Source organism: Nostoc sp. UCD121 (assembly GCF_014222285.1).
In the GTDB taxonomy this organism is placed as follows: Bacteria; Cyanobacteriota; Cyanobacteriia; order Cyanobacteriales; family Nostocaceae; genus Nostoc.
Map to the genome: position 1 here is coordinate 14,413 of NZ_JACKZS010000014.1, position 16,714 is coordinate 31,126.

Consider the following 16,714-nt stretch of genomic DNA (forward strand, 5'->3'; position numbering starts at 1 on the left):
TACGAATTGTGAACTAACTCCTCACTTGTCTAAAGTTCTTACACTCAGTACTTGGGGTGGTGTCGAATCTGGCGGATAAATCACATCTACCTGTACTATCCGCTTAGTGGCAGGTGGAAGTACAAGCTTTACCAATGGTTCTAACACCTGACCAGTTCTGTGCCATAGATGTACATAACGCGTCTTTTGTTCACCTTGGTCATCGAAGTAACGTAGCCGCAGCGTACCACGGAAGAAAGGAAAATCTAAGGATGGTTTCCTAAAACGTAAACCACCTTGGGATAATTTATCTTCCTTCAAAGGCGTTTCTAAAGTCACAGTCACGGTTTGATTTTGGTTGGTATTGTTGCTTAAAGGTAAGGTAAGTTTATATTCCACCCCATAATTACCATGTGCTTCATAAGCCGTATCTGGATAACGTACTAGCATTTTGGCCGTTTGGATTTGTTGAGTACCCAATCGACCACTCCGCAATGTGTCTAAAACATAAGAAATAGCTTTGCCGCGTTGGGGAATAGTCAGATTTGTGCTTTGGGGATTATCCAGCAACTTTGCTTGCCATTGGGAACCTTGTGAAACACCAGCTACACGCCCATAAATTAGTGCGCCACTGGTAGTATTTGGAGGAGTCGGGGTTTTATCTCGCGGCCCGGCGAAGTTCCCGTTATCTAGTAAAGCTTGCCATTCTGCAAGAGTTGGTGGGCGTTCTGTATTATCAGAATTTTTCTTGGCAAACATTGCTAAACTTGCCGCATAAACTCGATCGCTACTACGCAACCGCATAAAGCTAGAACGCCCATTCACAGGCTTTTCTAGATTTCGTACAGGAATCGGATGATTTAGTAACATCCGGCTTTGCCCTGGGGGAATTATCAGCTTTGTGGGGAAATCAGCTTGTCGAACACCTCGGAGTACATCACCAACAGCGCGATCGCCTGGCCCGGAATAAGCTTTACCATCGTTATTTTCTACGTAGGGTGGTAAGGTAACAAATGGCGCATCTTGCATCAAATAACTCGCTGCTTGTAACACATCTACTGTTACAGGTTTTTTACCAGGGTTATACACAATTACGCCCAAATATAGCGTTTGTAAATCCTTGGGAGTGTGGCTGTAGTGGTGCGCGAATAAGTCAAAGCGTCCCTGAAAAGGAAAATTGAGGTGTGCTGCTGGAACTTTTTTATCGTTTGTAGGAAAGGTGGAAAGTAAAATACCCTCAGTTTTAACCCACTCTGGGCTATTGCTGTTAAAAACGGGTATTGTATCCAACTTACCTGGTAGAGATCGAACTTCTCCTGGTTGGACGATTTCTTGGGGTGCTGGCTTTGGTGAAGTTTGAGCGATCGCTGAATTCTTTTTATCTACTGTGCATCCAAAGGTTTGAGTTATGGCAAGTCCTAATAGAAGTGTGAATACAGGTAGTGGTAATTTGGCTAGCATCAATTTGATCGTCAATCAAGGTGTAGTTATAATTACAAGTTAATTTAAGGAAATTTCTGAGAATGCGATCGCAATCTTATTTGAGTTGTAAAAATTCTCATAGACGCGCCAGCCTTTCTCCGTCAAGAGTTCAGATAATACCAAAACACTTGTAGAGACGGCGATTTATCGCGTCTCTTTCGAAAACCCCAAAATTTTACCAGTAGCGATTCACGAGATTGGATTAAAATAACACGGCAAAATAAAATCCGACTCATTCGCATTTCGTGAACAACGTCGGGAAAATATATATCTGTTGATTATCCTTTACTAACTCACTGCGAGAAAAAACCAACAAACAGTAGAGGCAAAAGTATTAGAAGGGACACAATTAATACGAGGGTTGCCGGCTCGACTTTAATCTGGTTCTTTTGTGGATCGCGCATTTGGCTTGCTCTCGAAAAATAAGTATATTAACTCAGCCTAAAGGATATTTATCCCTTATTCCAAGCCCAATAAGGTTGAAAAACGTAAATTTTTCGCAACTTTATCGTCCTATCAGCTTATTTCTTCCAAGGTAGTTTAGTTCCCATTTCAGTCAATGCAGAAAAAATGAGATAGAGGATGAGTAACCCAGCACCCGCAAAGAAAGCCAGTAAATCGTTATCCATAAATGCTATGTGCTAAAACTTTGCTAATCATAGCGAAATCTACTAATCTTTAGCATTTTTCTGAGCCTGCAATCTTTGGTCTTGTGGATGCAAACTGTACCAGCCATACCAGTGACGAACTGCTAGCCAAACGGCTGAAAGCAAACCCGCTAGGCTGAGAGTGAGGCCGCTAAATGGTACTAATAATCCAAAAATTGGTAATACTGCTCCAGCAATAGTGCAGATAATAGCAGCCAAAGAAGCACTGCGACTGGCTCCCAATCCCCATGTCAAAAACAGTAAGATGATGGAAATTAAAGTCCAAGCCAACTGAGCATTGATGACACGAGCCAAATAGGTCAAAACCAATAGACAAGCAAAGAAAATACTACCAGCGATCGCAACATTTCTGAAACTCATTGGTAGTGATAAATACAACAACAATATCCACCACAAAAATATTGCTGGTGCTAGCAATAAAAGACGCGGAATTACCCCCGTATGACGAATCGGTTCGGTGTTGGTAAACACTCCGAATGGATTTTTGACTGAAACATTCTCGTCAAATTTCCAAGTAAATTGCGTACTACGTCCGTCAGATTTAATATCGTCAGGTTCAATACCACTGGCAAAATTAGCCGGAGCAAAGTTAGCAATTGCTATGAGGCGGAAGTTAGATAAAATCTGTCCCCCTGCACTATAAACCCAGCGAGGCCCGCCTCTAGCCTGGTAGGTGACTTTAAAGGTAGTTTCTTCTCCTGGTTGCAGCCGAAAGGGAAAACCATAATCTTCTGGATTGATTTGTTGCAATCTTGTCCCGTCACGCTCGATTTTATAGCTAGAAAGAAGTGTGTAGCCGTTAGGTGGCGGTGCTTCAAAGAAAAAATTATTAATATCCTTGAGTTTGTTAACTACTTTATAATCGGCAGTATAATCTGCCCGATAAATTGAGCTACGCCCTGGAACATCTACGCTTTGGTCAAGCTTGACTTGAATTTGCGAACCAGCCAAGCTCAAAAAGCGGTTAATTTGTCTTGTCTCATTTACTTTGACTATTTTGTTACCGACTTGAGTGTTATATGAGTATGGCTCCTGAATGGTGTAGCGCACTTGCGGGGCAAGTTGTTCGAGCTTTTCACCTGCCACACTTTCAGCCACTTGAGCTACCTTTGCCTGTTCCCAATAGTGGTAGCGATTGCTTAAAGTTGAACAGAGAAAAAATCCTGGTACTAAGAGAACTAATACTAGAGTTAAATGCTGTAATCCGCGCAACAGTTGAGAATAGCCAACAGCCCATTCACCGATGAATATAAGCTGTTCCGGCTGGCTGCGACGGAGAGAAAAACTTATCAGTGCGATCGCAACTCCCAAAGCTACGATCAAAAATACTAATAACAGTGAAGCTTTGAGCGCCTGGGTTCCAAATTGAACAAGCTCAATCGGATGCGTCAAATCGGGTAATCCGGGAATACCTTGAGCAGAAGATGACATTGGCTAAATTTATTGCAGAATTTGAAGAACCAGACCGATAAATTTGCTTAAAAGTTTCTGAATAATAGTTTTATTTAATACGCAGATATTTTCAATAAGTGCTGCTGAATTGCTCAACGGTAACTGAGAACTTACACAAAAAATTGCTCAAATTCTTATTTATCTGTGTTCTCTGTAGTTCTGCGTTAGCCTGTTACAAGTCTTATTGAGTCTACATCTTTCTATTAATCATCCCTAAGCCTAATTATCTCAACATCAAAAACCCGGTCATGATGGCCGGGTTTTTGAGTGGAAACATGGGGCTATATTGCCCAAAGGTTAGTTATAGAAGTTCAGTATAAAATCGATGCTCTGATTAGGGATACCGCTTGACTGTTATCGATTTCGGAAAATTAGCTAAAAATTTTTGAGTAGTCTTCCTTTCTCTTCCAAGCGGCAACCGACTGGTAGCGCCAGAGTGTAGGATTGATAAATATTGATTTTCCGGCTTTTGCTGATGAATAATGGATTTGGTAGCTGGCAAGAATGGTTAACGGTATTTGCCTATCTAGGTTTGACGGTATTTATTATCTGGCGCGTGTTTACCGCCGAGAAGAATTAAAAAAGCTACATATCATTTCACCAGGGTCTTTTTGCTCAAAGGGCAAAACAGCCCCACCTTGTTGAACCTTGACTCGTTCCCGGCAATTGTAAACCTCGGTGGGTCTTTTTACTCCATCTACACTAACGGTTGCTTTGTATTCCCAATAGTTTTTAGCACTTCGGTTGATGCTGAGAATGCAAATCTGGTGGTGTTGGCGTAGCCCGTTGTAGAAATCGTAATTGCGACACACTGATGCAAAAGCTGGATGTGCTACGGACAAGCTTAGTATCAATAGCAACGTAAATATTCCTACTTTTATCCTGTTCATAAAAAATTATTTAACATTAGGAACTCCGTAAAAATAAAATACCAGCTATAGGAGAGTCCTATAGACAATTTGTATTGAGCAGAAAAGTCTCAAACTTGATGGTGTTCATGTACCATACCCTAAGACCAATTCGTAATATCTTGCGGGAAGCCGGACTTCGTGCATCTACGTAACTGAGAAAGCCAGATTACATCTAGCTGGGTTTCCAGCATTTTTGTCTGTAGTCTTATTTTGAAGAATTGATATAACAATAATTTGCAAGAAAAAGCCAGTCTTAAGGACGATAAAATTGCGACTAAAAACAAATTTTGAGCAATCTCAGATTGCACGCTGTTGTGCGGCAGTGCTGCTTTTCGGTCAAGTGTGGCTACATTTTATTCAGGGAAAAACTTACTACCGCAAAATTATGCAACATCTGGTAACTGCTGGGCCCGGTTCTATCTCTCCAGTTCTGCTGGTTAGCGGTTTTGCAGGAATGATTTTTACTATTCAGACGGCAAGAGAATTAGTGCAATTTGGGGCTGAAAATGCTGTGGGAGGGGCTTTTGCCTTAGCTTTTTGTAGAGAATTAGCTCCAATTTTAACCGCTAGTATTATGGCAGGACAAGTGGGTTCTGCTTTTGCAGCAGAAATAGGTGCAATGCGGGTAACTGAGCAAATTGATGCACTTTATATGCTCAAAACTGATCCCATTGATTATCTAGTACTTCCTAGAGTAATTGCTTGTTGTTTGATGGTGCCTTTGATGACGATTTTGGCTTTAGTTACTGGGATTATCGGCGGAGTTTTTGCCGGATCATACTTTTACAAAATTATTCCTGAAACATTTTTAGAATCAGTCAGAAATTTTTTAGACCCATCAGATTTGTTTATTATTTTGTTAAAAGGGTTTATTTTTGGTTTGCTGGTTGCTGTCATCGGCTGTAGTTGGGGTTTAACTACTAAGGGGGGAGCTAAGGAAGTAGGAGAATCGGCAACAAAGGCAGTTGTTACTAGTTGGGTATCCATTTTTATCATGGATTTTTTCCTTTCTCTACTACTATTTGACCAGCCTGCATTTTGAAGGGGGCAGGGCAGGAAAATTAGTGGTAACAGAGCTTGTCTATTCGCATAGAGTCCATAGGGAAGTACAGTTTTCCTCCTGCCTTCTGCCTCCTGCTCCTACTTTCATTTATAAATCTTTAGGTAAGAAATATCAGTTCTGAAGGTTTGGTGCAGCCCACCACAGACATCCCTAATTTTTTTGAATATACTTCATAAATTTACGAGAACGTGGGAATATATTAACTCGTAGATTAGCGCACCCAAAGCTAAACCTGCAAATGAAAAGATAGACGCAGTAAAAAAAGCTAGCCCTTCTCTAAGACCTGCTCTTTGGAAATCTATCCTGACTAATATAGTTGCCGAAATGATGAGTAAAGTATCAAGAAATACCCGAAACCAGGCAATCATCAGAAAAAATAAGAAAGCTGCTAAGACGGCAACGCCAAAAGACCTGATGTTTGATTTAAGCAAAATACTGAGGTAATAGGTCATTTTCGGCCAAGGAGTGGTCAACGTCACTATTAAAAGCAAGATTGCAACCACAGTCAGCACCCATACAAACAGAGGAGCGTGTGTTTCAGATATTACCCAGCCCAAGGTACTGTAACTAAGCAGTACTAACGCCAGGGACACCCAAGGAACTCTTTTAAAAATTGACATGGGTTAATATTCCTAGTACAGGGTCAAGGTATTATTCCATTATTAAATTTTATATAGGAATGCGCTTTAATTTTTGTTCGCGCAGCGTGGCGTAGCCATAATTATTTGGCTTAAGAGGCAACAGGAAAAAAGGCTCTTTGAGTTGCACCTAGCTTCGCAAAAATCAAAAATAAGCTTTATAGAAGGCAGACTATTATAACTATTGATTAATAGCTAAACAATCATTTTCTGCCCACCAAGCATAGATTGGCGTGTCGCTGTCTGGTAAAGCAACAAAAGTATTAGGTTGCAATACATTTATCCTAATACCATTTGTTAATTCCACAACATAATTAACGTGTGTGCCCAAATACATAACATTAATCAGCCGCCCTTCAAAGCAGTTAGCTGGCAAATTGGGTGGATAAAGCGAAAGCTGTATTTTTTCTGGGCGCACACTCACTACTACCGCTTGTGATAATTGAGATGGTGTATCTTCAGCGCGGCTAATGATAATTGAGAGTCCTGTTTTTGTGGAAATTTTAACACTAGAGGAGTCTACCGCTACGATTTCACCACTAAATAAATTAGTATCGCCAATAAAATCAGCAACAAAAGATGTCTGGGGACGTTCGTAAATTTGGCTGGGAGTGCCAACTTGTTCAATTTTGCCTTGGTTCATGACGGCAATGCGATCGCTCAAAGATAATGCTTCTTCTTGGTCGTGTGTCACCATCACAAAGGTTACTCCCAAGTCTTTGTGTAAATTTGATAACTCAACCTGCATTTCTTTACGTAGTTTTAAATCTAACGCCCCTAAAGGTTCATCCAGTAGTACCACAGTGGGACGGTTGACTAAAGCCCTTGCTAAGGCGACTCGCTGCTGTTGACCACCAGAAAGTTGACTGGGAAAGCGCGATCGCAAACTTTCCATTTTCACTAACTTTAAAGCTTCTTGAACTCTAATTTCAATTTCCGATTTGTGGATTTTTTTTAACCGTAGTCCAAAGGCGATGTTATCCCAGACATTCAAGTGATTGAATAGAGCGTAACTTTGAAATACAGTATTGACGGGTCGACGGTAAGGCGGCACATTAGTCATAGACTGACCCTGAATCAACACTTTGCCAGCATCAGCGATTTCAAAGCCAGCAATTAAACGTAGTGTTGTTGTTTTGCCACAACCGGAGGGGCCTAAAATACTAAAAAATTCTCCTTGTCTGACATCCAAGTCTATTCCGTGTACTGCTGGTTCTTGGTTAAAAAACTTGAACACGTTACGCAGTTCAACATCAAGTGGCTGAAAAGTTGTTATCCCCCTCTGATTCTGCATGACAATTTGAGCCATAATCCTTAGTAGAATGCCGTGATCTTACGTAACTTTGTCAGTAGTCTATTGGGCAGACTATATTTGACACTTTGGTTTATTGTATCCGCCAAAAACAATTGTTCAAGAATATACTTGCCCGATTTTTTCATACCCAGTCTTGGGCATGAGTTTAGGGTAATTGTATACAGATAATACCGCTCTTAGAATCATTCTTTGTCTTATGTCTTTATTCCCATCAATTGGCAGTAAAAAAGATACACGTACAGTTGGACGTGGTTTCCAATCAATATTTTTAATCGTATTTACCCTCTTAATAACCACTGGAATTGAGGCTCGTTTGGCCTATTTGCAAATTGTTGAAGGCCCAAAACTCCGAGAACGAGCCGAAGCGAACCGTATTCGGATGATTTCTAAACAACCAGAGCGAGGTAATATTTTTGACCGCAATGGTAAACTTTTAGCCAGTACTCGCTATCCTAGTTCTGTATATTTGTGGCCGATGGCACATACTAAGCCTTCTTGGTCTGTAGTCGGGCCGCGTCTAACACAAATTCTCAACATTCCGCAAGATGAGATGGAAAAGAAGTTAGAACAAGCAGGTGCTAATTCTTCTTCACTTATTCGCATTGCTCGCGATCTCAATGAAGCAGAAATCACGGCGCTTAAGGAGTATAAAAATGAACTCCCAGAAGTGGAAATTAATACAGATTCTGTACGTTATTATCCTCATGGGAAGCAATTGGCTCATGTATTAGGCTATACGCGAGAGTTGACCGCCGATCAGTTAAAGGATAAGAAGCAGGAAGGCTATCGCCTGGGGGATGTAATCGGTCAGATGGGGGTGGAAAAAGCTTATGAGAAAGTGCTACGAGGTGAATGGGGTGGTCAGCAGGTGGAAGTGGATGGTGCGGGTAGACCAATCCGAGTTGTGGGCGAGAAACAGGCAAAAGCTGGTAACGATTTGCATCTGACCATAGATTTGGATGTGCAACAGGCAGCAGAAAAAGCATTAGGTAATCAACGAGGTGCGATCGCAGCACTTGATCCAAATAACGGTGCTGTTTTAGCGCTGGTCTCTTACCCCACCTTTGATCCGAATATCTTCTCAAAACAAAAACTCTCCCAGAAAGATTGGGAAAGCGTGCAAGGGAAAGATCATCCCTTGGTCAATCGGGCTTTGAGTGCCTTTCCACCCGCCAGTACTTTTAAAGTTGTCACCACGACAGCCGGATTGGAATCAGGTGAATTTTCTCCTGACTCGATATTACAGACCTTTGGTTCTCTTACCGTTGGTGGGGTGACTTTTGGTGAGTGGAACCACGCCGGATTCGGGCCATTAGGATTTCCACGAGCGATCGCTATGAGTAGTGATACTTTCTTCTATCAAGTTGGTAGAAAAGTCGGTGGCCCAACTTTAATCCAATGGAGCCGCAAATACGGATTTGGTCAAAAAACTGGCATTGAATTTCCTAACGAAGAGTCAAAAGGCTTGGTTCCAGATGAAACATGGAAGCAAAAAACTTGGAAGATACCTTGGACTATAGGAGACACCATTAATATGTCAATTGGTCAAGGTGCTTTACAAGTTACACCCCTGCAATCGGCGATTATGTTTTCTGTCCCTGCTAATGGCGGGTATCGAGTTCAGCCGCATTTGCTCAAAGACAATGAAGAAGCAAAAAGTTGGCGAGAATCGTTAAATATGAAGTCGTCAACTATCAAAGTTCTCCGCGATGGACTGCGGAAGGTTGTAAGTGAGGGCACTGGTAAGCGCTTGGATGTGCCGACAATTGCCCCAGCTTCTGGAAAGAGTGGCACTGCTGAAGCTGGTGCGGGTCGTCCAAATCATACTTGGTTTGGTGCTTATGCCCCTAGTAATAAGCCGGAAATTGTGGTTGTGGCCTTTGGTGAAAACTCTGGCGAACACGGCGGTACTATTTGTGGGCCTATGGTTTTACAAGTGCTAGAAGCTTATTTTCAGCACAAGTATCCAGGTAAGTATAAAAAATCTCAGCCAGATCCATCAGAAGCAAAAACTCAGAATTCAGGACATGGCACTGGAGATTAGTATGCAAAGTTCAAAATTCAACGAAGGAGTAGGAGTAGGGGGCATAGGGCATTAATTATTCTCCTGTAACCTTTATCTGCCCATCACCAAACAAAAATCAAGTCAATAATATATGATTGACGACTATATTCAAGCCATAATGACTCAAAATCAGATTCCTGGACTTTCTGTTGCAGTGGTGCAGGAAGGTGAACCTGTTTTAGTTAAGGGCTATGGACTGGCGAATGTTGAACACTCTGTTCCAGCTACTGAACATACAGTTTATGAAATTGCGTCTGTTGGTAAAACTTTCACCGCTACAGCCATAATGATGCTGGTGGAACAAGAGATAATTTCGCTCGAAGATGCGATCGCAGACTATCTCGATAATTTACCCCTAACATGGCAAAATGTCACAATTGAGCATATTCTGTCCCATCAGTCTGGAATTCCCAGTTATACTGATGCCCCAAACTACTGGGAAATTACCCATCTTAAATTATCTAAATCTGAAATTTTGGCTTTAGTTACTCACCTACCCCTCAAATTCCAACCAGGTGAGTTTAGCGCCTATGACAACACAGGCTACTATTTACTGGGTTTGATCCTAGAAAAAGTAACTGGACAATCTTATGGAGATTTGTTGCAAGAGTGCATTTTTGCTCCTTTGGGAATGAACGCAACCCTGATGAATGATCCCAAAGACATAGTGCCGCATCGGGCTGCTGGCTATCGGTTGCCGAACAGCAAACTCATTAACAAACCTTACTACAGTCCTTCTGTTACCTATTCTGCTGGAGGTCAACTATCCAGTGTGACAGATATGGTGAAGTGGGAACAGGCCCTTTGTGATGCAACTTTGTTAAAGCAATCAACCCTTAATTTAATGTGGACTCCTCATTTTCCCAATCAGGGCAATGATTGGGAAAAGCTGAGATATGTTGCAGGTTTAGGTTGGTGGATATTCAATTATGGCGATCGCCGAGTAGTTGGTCATAATGGTTCAATTTTAGGGTTCGCAAGTAACATTACTCGCTTTATTGATGACAAAATTACCGTGATTTTACTTTGCAATCTAGATAAAATTTCCCGACCAGATGCGATCGCTAAGAAAATTGCTGAATACTATTATCCAGTTCTTACGGAACTAGTGCTTCAGCCTCCATTAGTAGAGAGGGAGTAAAACCAATTACTCATGACTCTGCTAACCCTCAGAAATAAGGGATTTCCAAAAAAAAATATCCATCCCTACGGGACGCTATGCGTAGCAAGATCCCCAAAGGATACAGGGAGCAGGGGGAGGCAAAGAAAGTCGTAGTGAAGTTCAGGAATTGGATAATTTATTTTTTAGAGTTCTCTAATGGGCAGGCTACTAGTGTGCAAAGTTCAAAATTCAAAAAGCCTTTGGGCAAGTAATGGAAGAGATGAGCTTATGGTATCAATTGAAAATAATTAATCACTGCCGATTAATTGCCGTTAAATACCTGCTAAGAATTTAGCAGAGTTGTTTGTTTACAGATAATCTTAATTTTGAAATCTTCTTTATCTTATGACTATATTTAAATCATCTCCACTTGGCGGGCAAAAAAATACACGTACAGTTGGACAGAGTTTCCAGCCGATATTTTTGATTATATTTACTCTATTAATGCTGACGGGAATCAGTGTTCGTTTGGCATATTTGCAAATTACTGAAGGAGCAAGCCACCGAAAACGAGCTGAGTCAAATAGAATTCGGATGATTGCCAAACAACCAGAACGGGGTAACATTTTTGACCGTAATGGCAAACTTTTAGCCAGTACTAGCTATCCTCGCTCCGTATATTTGTGGCCAATGGCACATACTAAGCCTGCGTGGTCAGTTGTGGGGGCACGTCTATCTCAAATTCTTGAGATTCCTCAAGAAGAGATGGAGAAGAAATTAGAAGAGGCGGGAGCTAACTCTTCTTCACTTATACGGATTGCTCGTAACTTGAATGAAGCACAAATTACGGCATTGAAGGAGTATCAAACAGAACTTAAAGACGTAGAAATTCATACAGAAGCCGTTCGCTACTACCCCCACGGCAAGGAATTAGCTCATGTATTAGGCTATACGCGAGAACTGACCGCCGACCAGTTAAAAGAAAAGAAGCAGGAGGGCTACCGATTAGGTGATGTGATTGGTCAAATGGGAGTTGAAAAAGCTTATGAGATGAGTCTGCGAGGCGAATGGGGGGGTCAGCAGGTAGAAGTCGATGGTGCAGGTCGACCGCTCCGGGTTTTGGGGGAGAAGCAAGCGAAGCCTGGTAAAGATTTGCACTTGACCCTAGATTTAAATATGCAAAAGACAGCAGAAAAAGCTTTAGGCGATCGCGACGGTGCGATCGTGGCACTTGACCCAAAGAACGGTGCCGTTTTAGCAATGGTATCTCACCCCACCTTTGACCCCAATATTTTCTCAAAGCAGAAACTCAGCCAAAAAGATTGGGAAACTGTACAAGGTGCAGATCATCCCTTGGTGAATCGCGCCCTCAGCGCCTTTCCACCTGCTAGTACCTTCAAAATTGTCACTACCACAGCTGGTCTAGAATCAGGTAAATTTTCTCCTAGTACAGTCTTGCAAACCTACGGTTCCTTAACTTTTGGTGGTACCCGATTTGGTGAATGGAATCACGCCGGATTCGGGCCGTTGGGTTTTATTGGCGCATTACAGTGGAGTAGTGATACATTCTTCTATCAAATTGGTCGGGGAGTCGGTGGCCCGACTTTAATAGAATGGACTCGCAAGTATGGATTTGGTAAAAAAACCGGCTTTGAATTTGCCAACGAAGAGGCAAAAGGTTTAGTACCAGATGAGACATGGAAGCAGAAAGCTTGGAAGATACCTTGGACTGTAGGAGACAGCATCAATATGTCAATTGGTCAAGGTGCTTTACAAACTACACCCCTGCAAGTCGCCATCATGTTTGCTGTGCCAGCGAATGGTGGCTATAGAGTCCAGCCGCATTTGCTTAAAGACAATGAAGAAGCAAAAAGCTGGCGAGAATCTTTAAATATGAAGCCGGCAACTATAAGTGTTCTCCGGCAAGGACTACGGAAAGTAGTAGCTGAAGGGACTGGTAAGGCTTTGAATCAGCCAACAGTTCCCCCAGTCGCGGGTAAGAGTGGTACTGCCGAAGCCTGGAAGGGACGTGTTAAGCAAAATCACGCTTGGTTTGGTGCTTATGCACCTGCTGAACAGCCAGAATTTGTGATTGTGGCATTTGCAGAACATTCCGGCGGTGGCGGTGGTAGCATTGCTGCGCCAATGATCTTACAAATTATGGAAGAATATTTTCAGCGCAAGTATCCAGGTAAGTATCAGAAACCAGCGCCGAAGAAAGTATAAAATTGCAAATTGGGACTACCGTAATTTTACTTTGTCATCAAGATAAAATTTCCCGACCAGATGCGATCGCTAAAAAAATTGCTGAATACTACTATCCAGCCCTTGAGGTACTTCCAGTTTGGGTAGGGGTACAAGGTCTTGCGCCCCTACAAATATACAAATAATTTTGGATTGAAGGAAAAATCTAAAATCTAAAATCTAAAATCTAAAATCGAACAACTCCTATGGCGATATCTTAGCGGGTTTCAAGTTTCTGGCTTTGTAGAACATTTCTAAACTACTGCGATCGCCAACAAAACGCCAGTGCCAAGGCTCATAACTCACACCCTGAACATTATCTTTAGGAAAAGACATTTCAAAGCTAAAACGTGCTGCATTTGCTTGCAGCCATTGATAAGCTTTCGTCTTGTCAAAATTGGTTTGGAGATTAGTTGCTGGTACCGATCCATCCCCAACATCCACAGCATAACCTGTGTGATGTTCGCTATGACCAGGAGGAGCGCTGAGGGCAGCCCGTTCTGCTGGCGTTTGATTGCGTTGGGCACCGACACCAAAAAACAATTGTTCCTGGTCTTTAAGTGAACGAAAGCCAGAAATTGGCACTAAAGTTACACCTGCACTCCGGGCTGTTGCTACCATCTCCTCAAACTTTTGGGCAGCAGATTTTCGCATTCTAATGCCCCTATTTGCGGAGATGGTTACTAGTTCTGACTGAGGCGCTTCTGGGTAAGGAAAATGCCCTAATATAGTTTCGCTAGAATTATTAGATGGTGCTGGAGTCGGAGGAGTAGAAGTAGCTGGTAAAGGTTGAGAATCGGCGATTTTTTTGGGTGCAGTGACGAAAAACAAAAAGCCGCTAATTAAAGCCAGCAGGATAAATCCCACCACTCCGCCAATCAGCATAATTTGGGGCTGCAACCAGATTTTGCGTGTTGCAACAGGTGTATCACGTACAGCCACTGGAATATCATCACCAAGGTCATTCGATGAGTTTTGCGGTTTTCCAGAAAACCCTGCCTTATTCAAGGGTAAACTCCTGTTTTTGTGGAATAGCCATAACAGATTTTGCACTGGACAAAAATAGACGTAACAGGTAGCATTTTACATCTGTGGTTTTTAGGCGCAATCTTGACAAACCTTTTAGAACTATACGTCAAGCTGGGAGGATTAGTCCTGGTAGGTTTTGTTCTGGGACGCAAACTACCTATAACAGTTCCTACACGTTTGGGACAGTTTCTTTTTTGGGTGGGAGTACCCATAAGCATAGTATCGTTTTTGCGTCAATCCAGCTTCTCGGGACAAATTTGGATCGCACCTGCGATCGCTTACCTAGCCATTTTACTAGGAGCATTTTTAGCTTGGTTAGGAATTAAAGCGCAAGCCTATTTTAGAAATACTGTCCTCCAACCACCAACTCAGGCTAGCTTGATATTAGCCGCAATCTTGGGTAATACAGGTTATCTTGGTTTTCCCATTACCTTAGCAATGGTAGGCAAGGAATACTTCGCTTGGGCGTTATTTTACGATTTGTTAGGTTCATTCCCAGGAACTTACGGTTTGGGTGTATTACTAGCAGCGCGTTTTGGCGGCGGTGTCCAGAATCATTGGCAGATTGCCAAGTCTATCTTAATTAATCCTGCGCTGTGGGGTTTCGGATTTGGCTTGCTGTTTCGGCAGGTAACAATTCCTACAGTCGCGGAATTCTGGTTAGAAAAATTTGCTTGGAGTAGTGTAGCTTTATCCCTAGTATTAATTGGAATGCGACTGGCGCTGCTCAAATCTTGGCGTAACCTACCACAAGTAGGGATGAGCTTGGGAATCAAAATGCTGCTAGTTCCCTTGATATTGGGTAGCGCTTTACCAATGTTTGGATTAACTGGGGCGATCGCAAAAGTAATTGTCTTACAAATGGCCATGCCTCCAGCTTTTGCCACACTCGTAATTGCTGAGGCATTCAATCTTGATCGCGATCTGGCAGTTACCGCCTTAGCTGCTGGGGCTATACTATTGCTGCTTACTCTCCCAGTTTGGCTGTGGCTGTTTTGATTATCACTAAACCAACAAGTTTTTCTCCAAAAAGCGATCGCTATTTTTATGAACAGTTAGAATTATTGAATAATTTTCTCATACAAGAATGGAGAAAACAAGGAAATTCAATCGAAAGTTTCAAGGATAATTCGGCAAAAATACTTGTTATCTTAGATAATGCTAGTTTCCATAAGAGAAAAGACATTTTAGCTCATTTGGTCATACAGGGCAGACATAACTATTGAGACTAAGCTTGTACTTTGCCCAAGTTCAAGCTGTATCAATATTGCTCAAGTTGACAAATAAAATCCAATATGAGTGATGTAAATTTCTCAGGATACCAGAGTCCCCATTCGTGGAAACCTTCTTCTACAGTAATTAATTTAGAGTCTGGAATAATTGCCGCCATTTCTTGAGCGTTACTTAATGGTGTAGTTAGGTCTTTTTCTGACCATAATAACAAACAGGGAGCTGGGATTTTTGGTAGCAGATGGTTGATATTTTCGTATAAAGAAATTAGCAATCCTTGAATAACATTTACTGTGTTGAACAACAAATTATAGGAGAAAACCAAAGGAATATCAACTAATTTCAATCTGCGTCTTGGGAGAAACATTTGAGCCGTCATTTCGATTGCCCTTCGCGGTATCATCTCTGGTATAGATGGCGTGGTCAGCCCAGTGCTATCTACCAGAATTACACTTCTGACTTTTTCTGGAACAAGTGTAGATAAAGTAATGGCAATACCTCCGCCGAATGAGTGTCCTACTATATGAAATTGTTGTAAATCCAAAACCTCCAGAAACGAAAAGAGACATTTGCTATAGCTAAGGTAATCGGGAAGTAGCCCAGAGTAAGTTGATCTCCTAAAACTGGGTAAATCAGGAGCAATTATAGTATAGTGCTGTGCTAGTAGTTTCAGTACTTCTTGATAAGGCTCAGTAGAGATTCCCCAGCCGTGTAGAAATAGGATAGGGATTGAACTCGACTCCAACCTACTTTGCTGATAAAAAATAGTGCAATCTTGTAAATCGACCCGATGATTAGTTAATTGGGATTTCAAAACCACAACCTCATTTACTATGGCTTGGTAAACTACTTCTACTGGTAGTTTTTCAATCTCCCCCGCACCCTTTCATCTAGGAATACCAGGGATATACGCTTTTCGCCCTTACCCAAAGGAATAATTGTATTGCCCATCTCTTCTTTTGAGCGATGGCGCAAGCGCCCGCCATAGGCGATCGCCAGCCGTAGGCAGAGGCTAAAAATGCTTTTAAAAACCTCAAACTAGGAAAATTGAGAACTTAAGTTTTTATTTGGGTTGCCACAATGGAGTGATATCAAGGCCTTTAGCAGCAGACACGGCATTTCCAACCTACGTCGGTACGGTTTACACCCTTTAATTTTTGTAAAGTCATCGTAACATTTATTTATATAAAGCAATATTTGCTTACATAAGCAAACTCAAATAAAAGAGTAGGTAATAAAAGTGATGAATCAACCCATTGAATTATCTTTAGAACAAGAATTTAGCCTTAGAACTTTCTCTGATCAAGTGAAGCAGATGTCGCGTGAACAAGCTCAAGAGTTTTTGCTGATGTTCTATAAGCAGATGATGGTAAGGGAAAAGACTTACCAGGAATTGCTCAAACATCAGTGGGAAGTTGGTTCAGGTTGAACGCACCCCATCTATAATCTCTGATTTAGATGGGGATTCGTGCGCTAAGAAGCTGTAATACTTCTCAGCGTTTCCAGAGTTACTGGCGTTCTCAGTGTGTCGTTAGA

At 41.8% G+C, this 16,714-nt stretch carries 15 protein-coding genes; 8 read left to right on the forward strand and 7 right to left on the reverse strand.

Annotation, left to right across the window (positions count from 1 at the left end; all coding sequences use genetic code 11):
* Window positions 1–21 precede the first annotated feature (21 nt).
* The 3 genes from GNF10_RS05070 to GNF10_RS05080 all read right to left on the reverse strand — a co-directional run bounded on the left by GNF10_RS05070 (window position 22) and on the right by GNF10_RS05080 (window position 4,471).
* Complete coding sequence (locus tag GNF10_RS05070) at window positions 22–1,440, reverse strand: DUF3370 domain-containing protein (protein ID WP_185584146.1); 1,419 nt, start codon at window positions 1,438–1,440, stop codon at window positions 22–24.
* 692 nt (window positions 1,441–2,132) lie between these two features.
* A complete protein-coding gene (locus GNF10_RS05075; RefSeq protein WP_185584148.1) occupies window positions 2,133–3,560 on the reverse strand; it encodes a hypothetical protein in 1,428 nt (475 codons plus the stop codon).
* A 581-nt stretch (window positions 3,561–4,141) separates the two neighbouring features.
* Window positions 4,142–4,471 carry a hypothetical protein gene (locus GNF10_RS05080; protein WP_185584150.1) on the reverse strand — a complete coding sequence of 110 codons (330 nt, stop codon included), beginning with the start codon at window positions 4,469–4,471 and terminating at the stop codon, window positions 4,142–4,144.
* Window positions 4,472–4,760: 289 nt separating this feature from the next.
* On the opposite strand from GNF10_RS05080, the gene GNF10_RS05085 reads away from it, so the two are divergent.
* Window positions 4,761–5,534: an ABC transporter permease gene (locus GNF10_RS05085; protein ID WP_185584152.1), complete on the forward strand. Its 774-nt coding sequence runs from the start codon at window positions 4,761–4,763 to the stop codon at window positions 5,532–5,534.
* 191 nt (window positions 5,535–5,725) lie between these two features.
* On the opposite strand, the gene GNF10_RS05090 is transcribed toward GNF10_RS05085, so the two are convergent.
* Window positions 5,726–6,175, reverse strand: a complete 450-nt coding sequence (locus tag GNF10_RS05090; protein WP_185584154.1) for a hypothetical protein — start codon at window positions 6,173–6,175, stop codon at window positions 5,726–5,728.
* 199 nt (window positions 6,176–6,374) lie between these two features.
* Window positions 6,375–7,502 (reverse strand): ABC transporter ATP-binding protein, encoded by a 1,128-nt coding sequence (locus GNF10_RS05095; protein WP_185584156.1) that lies wholly within the window; start codon window positions 7,500–7,502, stop codon window positions 6,375–6,377.
* Window positions 7,503–7,704: 202 nt separating this feature from the next.
* Between GNF10_RS05095 and mrdA (GNF10_RS05100) the strand changes: the two genes are divergently transcribed.
* The 4 genes from mrdA (GNF10_RS05100) to GNF10_RS05115 all read left to right on the forward strand — a co-directional run bounded on the left by mrdA (GNF10_RS05100) (window position 7,705) and on the right by GNF10_RS05115 (window position 13,065).
* Window positions 7,705–9,552 carry a penicillin-binding protein 2 gene (gene mrdA / locus GNF10_RS05100; protein ID WP_185584158.1) on the forward strand — a complete coding sequence of 616 codons (1,848 nt, stop codon included), beginning with the start codon at window positions 7,705–7,707 and terminating at the stop codon, window positions 9,550–9,552.
* A 112-nt stretch (window positions 9,553–9,664) separates the two neighbouring features.
* Window positions 9,665–10,714: a serine hydrolase gene (locus GNF10_RS05105; protein ID WP_185584160.1), complete on the forward strand. Its 1,050-nt coding sequence runs from the start codon at window positions 9,665–9,667 to the stop codon at window positions 10,712–10,714.
* A gap of 366 nt (window positions 10,715–11,080) precedes the next feature.
* Entirely contained in the window at window positions 11,081–12,901 is a 1,821-nt protein-coding gene (gene mrdA / locus GNF10_RS05110; protein ID WP_185584162.1) for a penicillin-binding protein 2, read from the forward strand.
* Between the two features lie 2 nt (window positions 12,902–12,903).
* The gene (locus GNF10_RS05115) at window positions 12,904–13,065 is read left to right on the forward strand and encodes a hypothetical protein (protein ID WP_185584164.1); all 162 of its coding nucleotides are present in this window, start codon (window positions 12,904–12,906) and stop codon (window positions 13,063–13,065) included.
* A 58-nt stretch (window positions 13,066–13,123) separates the two neighbouring features.
* On the opposite strand, the gene GNF10_RS05120 is transcribed toward GNF10_RS05115, so the two are convergent.
* The gene (locus tag GNF10_RS05120; RefSeq protein ID WP_185584166.1) at window positions 13,124–13,927 is read right to left on the reverse strand and encodes a D-alanyl-D-alanine carboxypeptidase family protein; all 804 of its coding nucleotides are present in this window, start codon (window positions 13,925–13,927) and stop codon (window positions 13,124–13,126) included.
* Window positions 13,928–14,029: 102 nt separating this feature from the next.
* Here GNF10_RS05120 and GNF10_RS05125 point away from each other — a divergent pair, with 102 nt between their 5' ends.
* Both GNF10_RS05125 and GNF10_RS05130 read left to right on the forward strand, forming a co-directional pair.
* Entirely contained in the window at window positions 14,030–14,947 is a 918-nt protein-coding gene (locus GNF10_RS05125; protein WP_185584193.1) for an AEC family transporter, read from the forward strand.
* Entirely contained in the window at window positions 14,935–15,174 is a 240-nt protein-coding gene (locus tag GNF10_RS05130) for a hypothetical protein (RefSeq protein ID WP_185591902.1), read from the forward strand. Before GNF10_RS05125 ends, GNF10_RS05130 begins: the two co-directional genes overlap by 13 nt.
* A gap of 35 nt (window positions 15,175–15,209) precedes the next feature.
* Here the strand turns inward: GNF10_RS05130 and GNF10_RS05135 are convergent, their stop codons facing one another.
* Window positions 15,210–15,998 (reverse strand): alpha/beta hydrolase, encoded by a 789-nt coding sequence (locus tag GNF10_RS05135; protein ID WP_311774107.1) that lies wholly within the window; start codon window positions 15,996–15,998, stop codon window positions 15,210–15,212.
* Between the two features lie 423 nt (window positions 15,999–16,421).
* On the opposite strand from GNF10_RS05135, the gene GNF10_RS05140 reads away from it, so the two are divergent.
* Complete coding sequence (locus tag GNF10_RS05140) at window positions 16,422–16,607, forward strand: NblA/ycf18 family protein (protein WP_185584168.1); 186 nt, start codon at window positions 16,422–16,424, stop codon at window positions 16,605–16,607.
* Window positions 16,608–16,714: the final 107 nt, after the last annotated feature.

Bases quoted from the DNA above. Each gene is read 5' to 3' on its own strand.
- GNF10_RS05070 (WP_185584146.1), bottom strand. From the start codon at position 1,440: ATGCTAGCCAAATTACCACTACCTGTATTCACACTTCTATTAGGACTT.
- GNF10_RS05075 (WP_185584148.1), bottom strand. From the start codon at position 3,560: ATGTCATCTTCTGCTCAAGGTATTCCCGGATTACCCGATTTGACGCAT.
- GNF10_RS05080 (WP_185584150.1), bottom strand. From the start codon at position 4,471: ATGAACAGGATAAAAGTAGGAATATTTACGTTGCTATTGATACTAAGC.
- GNF10_RS05090 (WP_185584154.1), bottom strand. From the start codon at position 6,175: ATGTCAATTTTTAAAAGAGTTCCTTGGGTGTCCCTGGCGTTAGTACTG.
- GNF10_RS05095 (WP_185584156.1), bottom strand. From the start codon at position 7,502: ATGGCTCAAATTGTCATGCAGAATCAGAGGGGGATAACAACTTTTCAG.
- mrdA (WP_185584158.1), top strand. From the start codon at position 7,705: ATGTCTTTATTCCCATCAATTGGCAGTAAAAAAGATACACGTACAGTT.
- GNF10_RS05105 (WP_185584160.1), top strand. From the start codon at position 9,665: ATGATTGACGACTATATTCAAGCCATAATGACTCAAAATCAGATTCCT.
- mrdA (WP_185584162.1), top strand. From the start codon at position 11,081: ATGACTATATTTAAATCATCTCCACTTGGCGGGCAAAAAAATACACGT.
- GNF10_RS05140 (WP_185584168.1), top strand. From the start codon at position 16,422: ATGAATCAACCCATTGAATTATCTTTAGAACAAGAATTTAGCCTTAGA.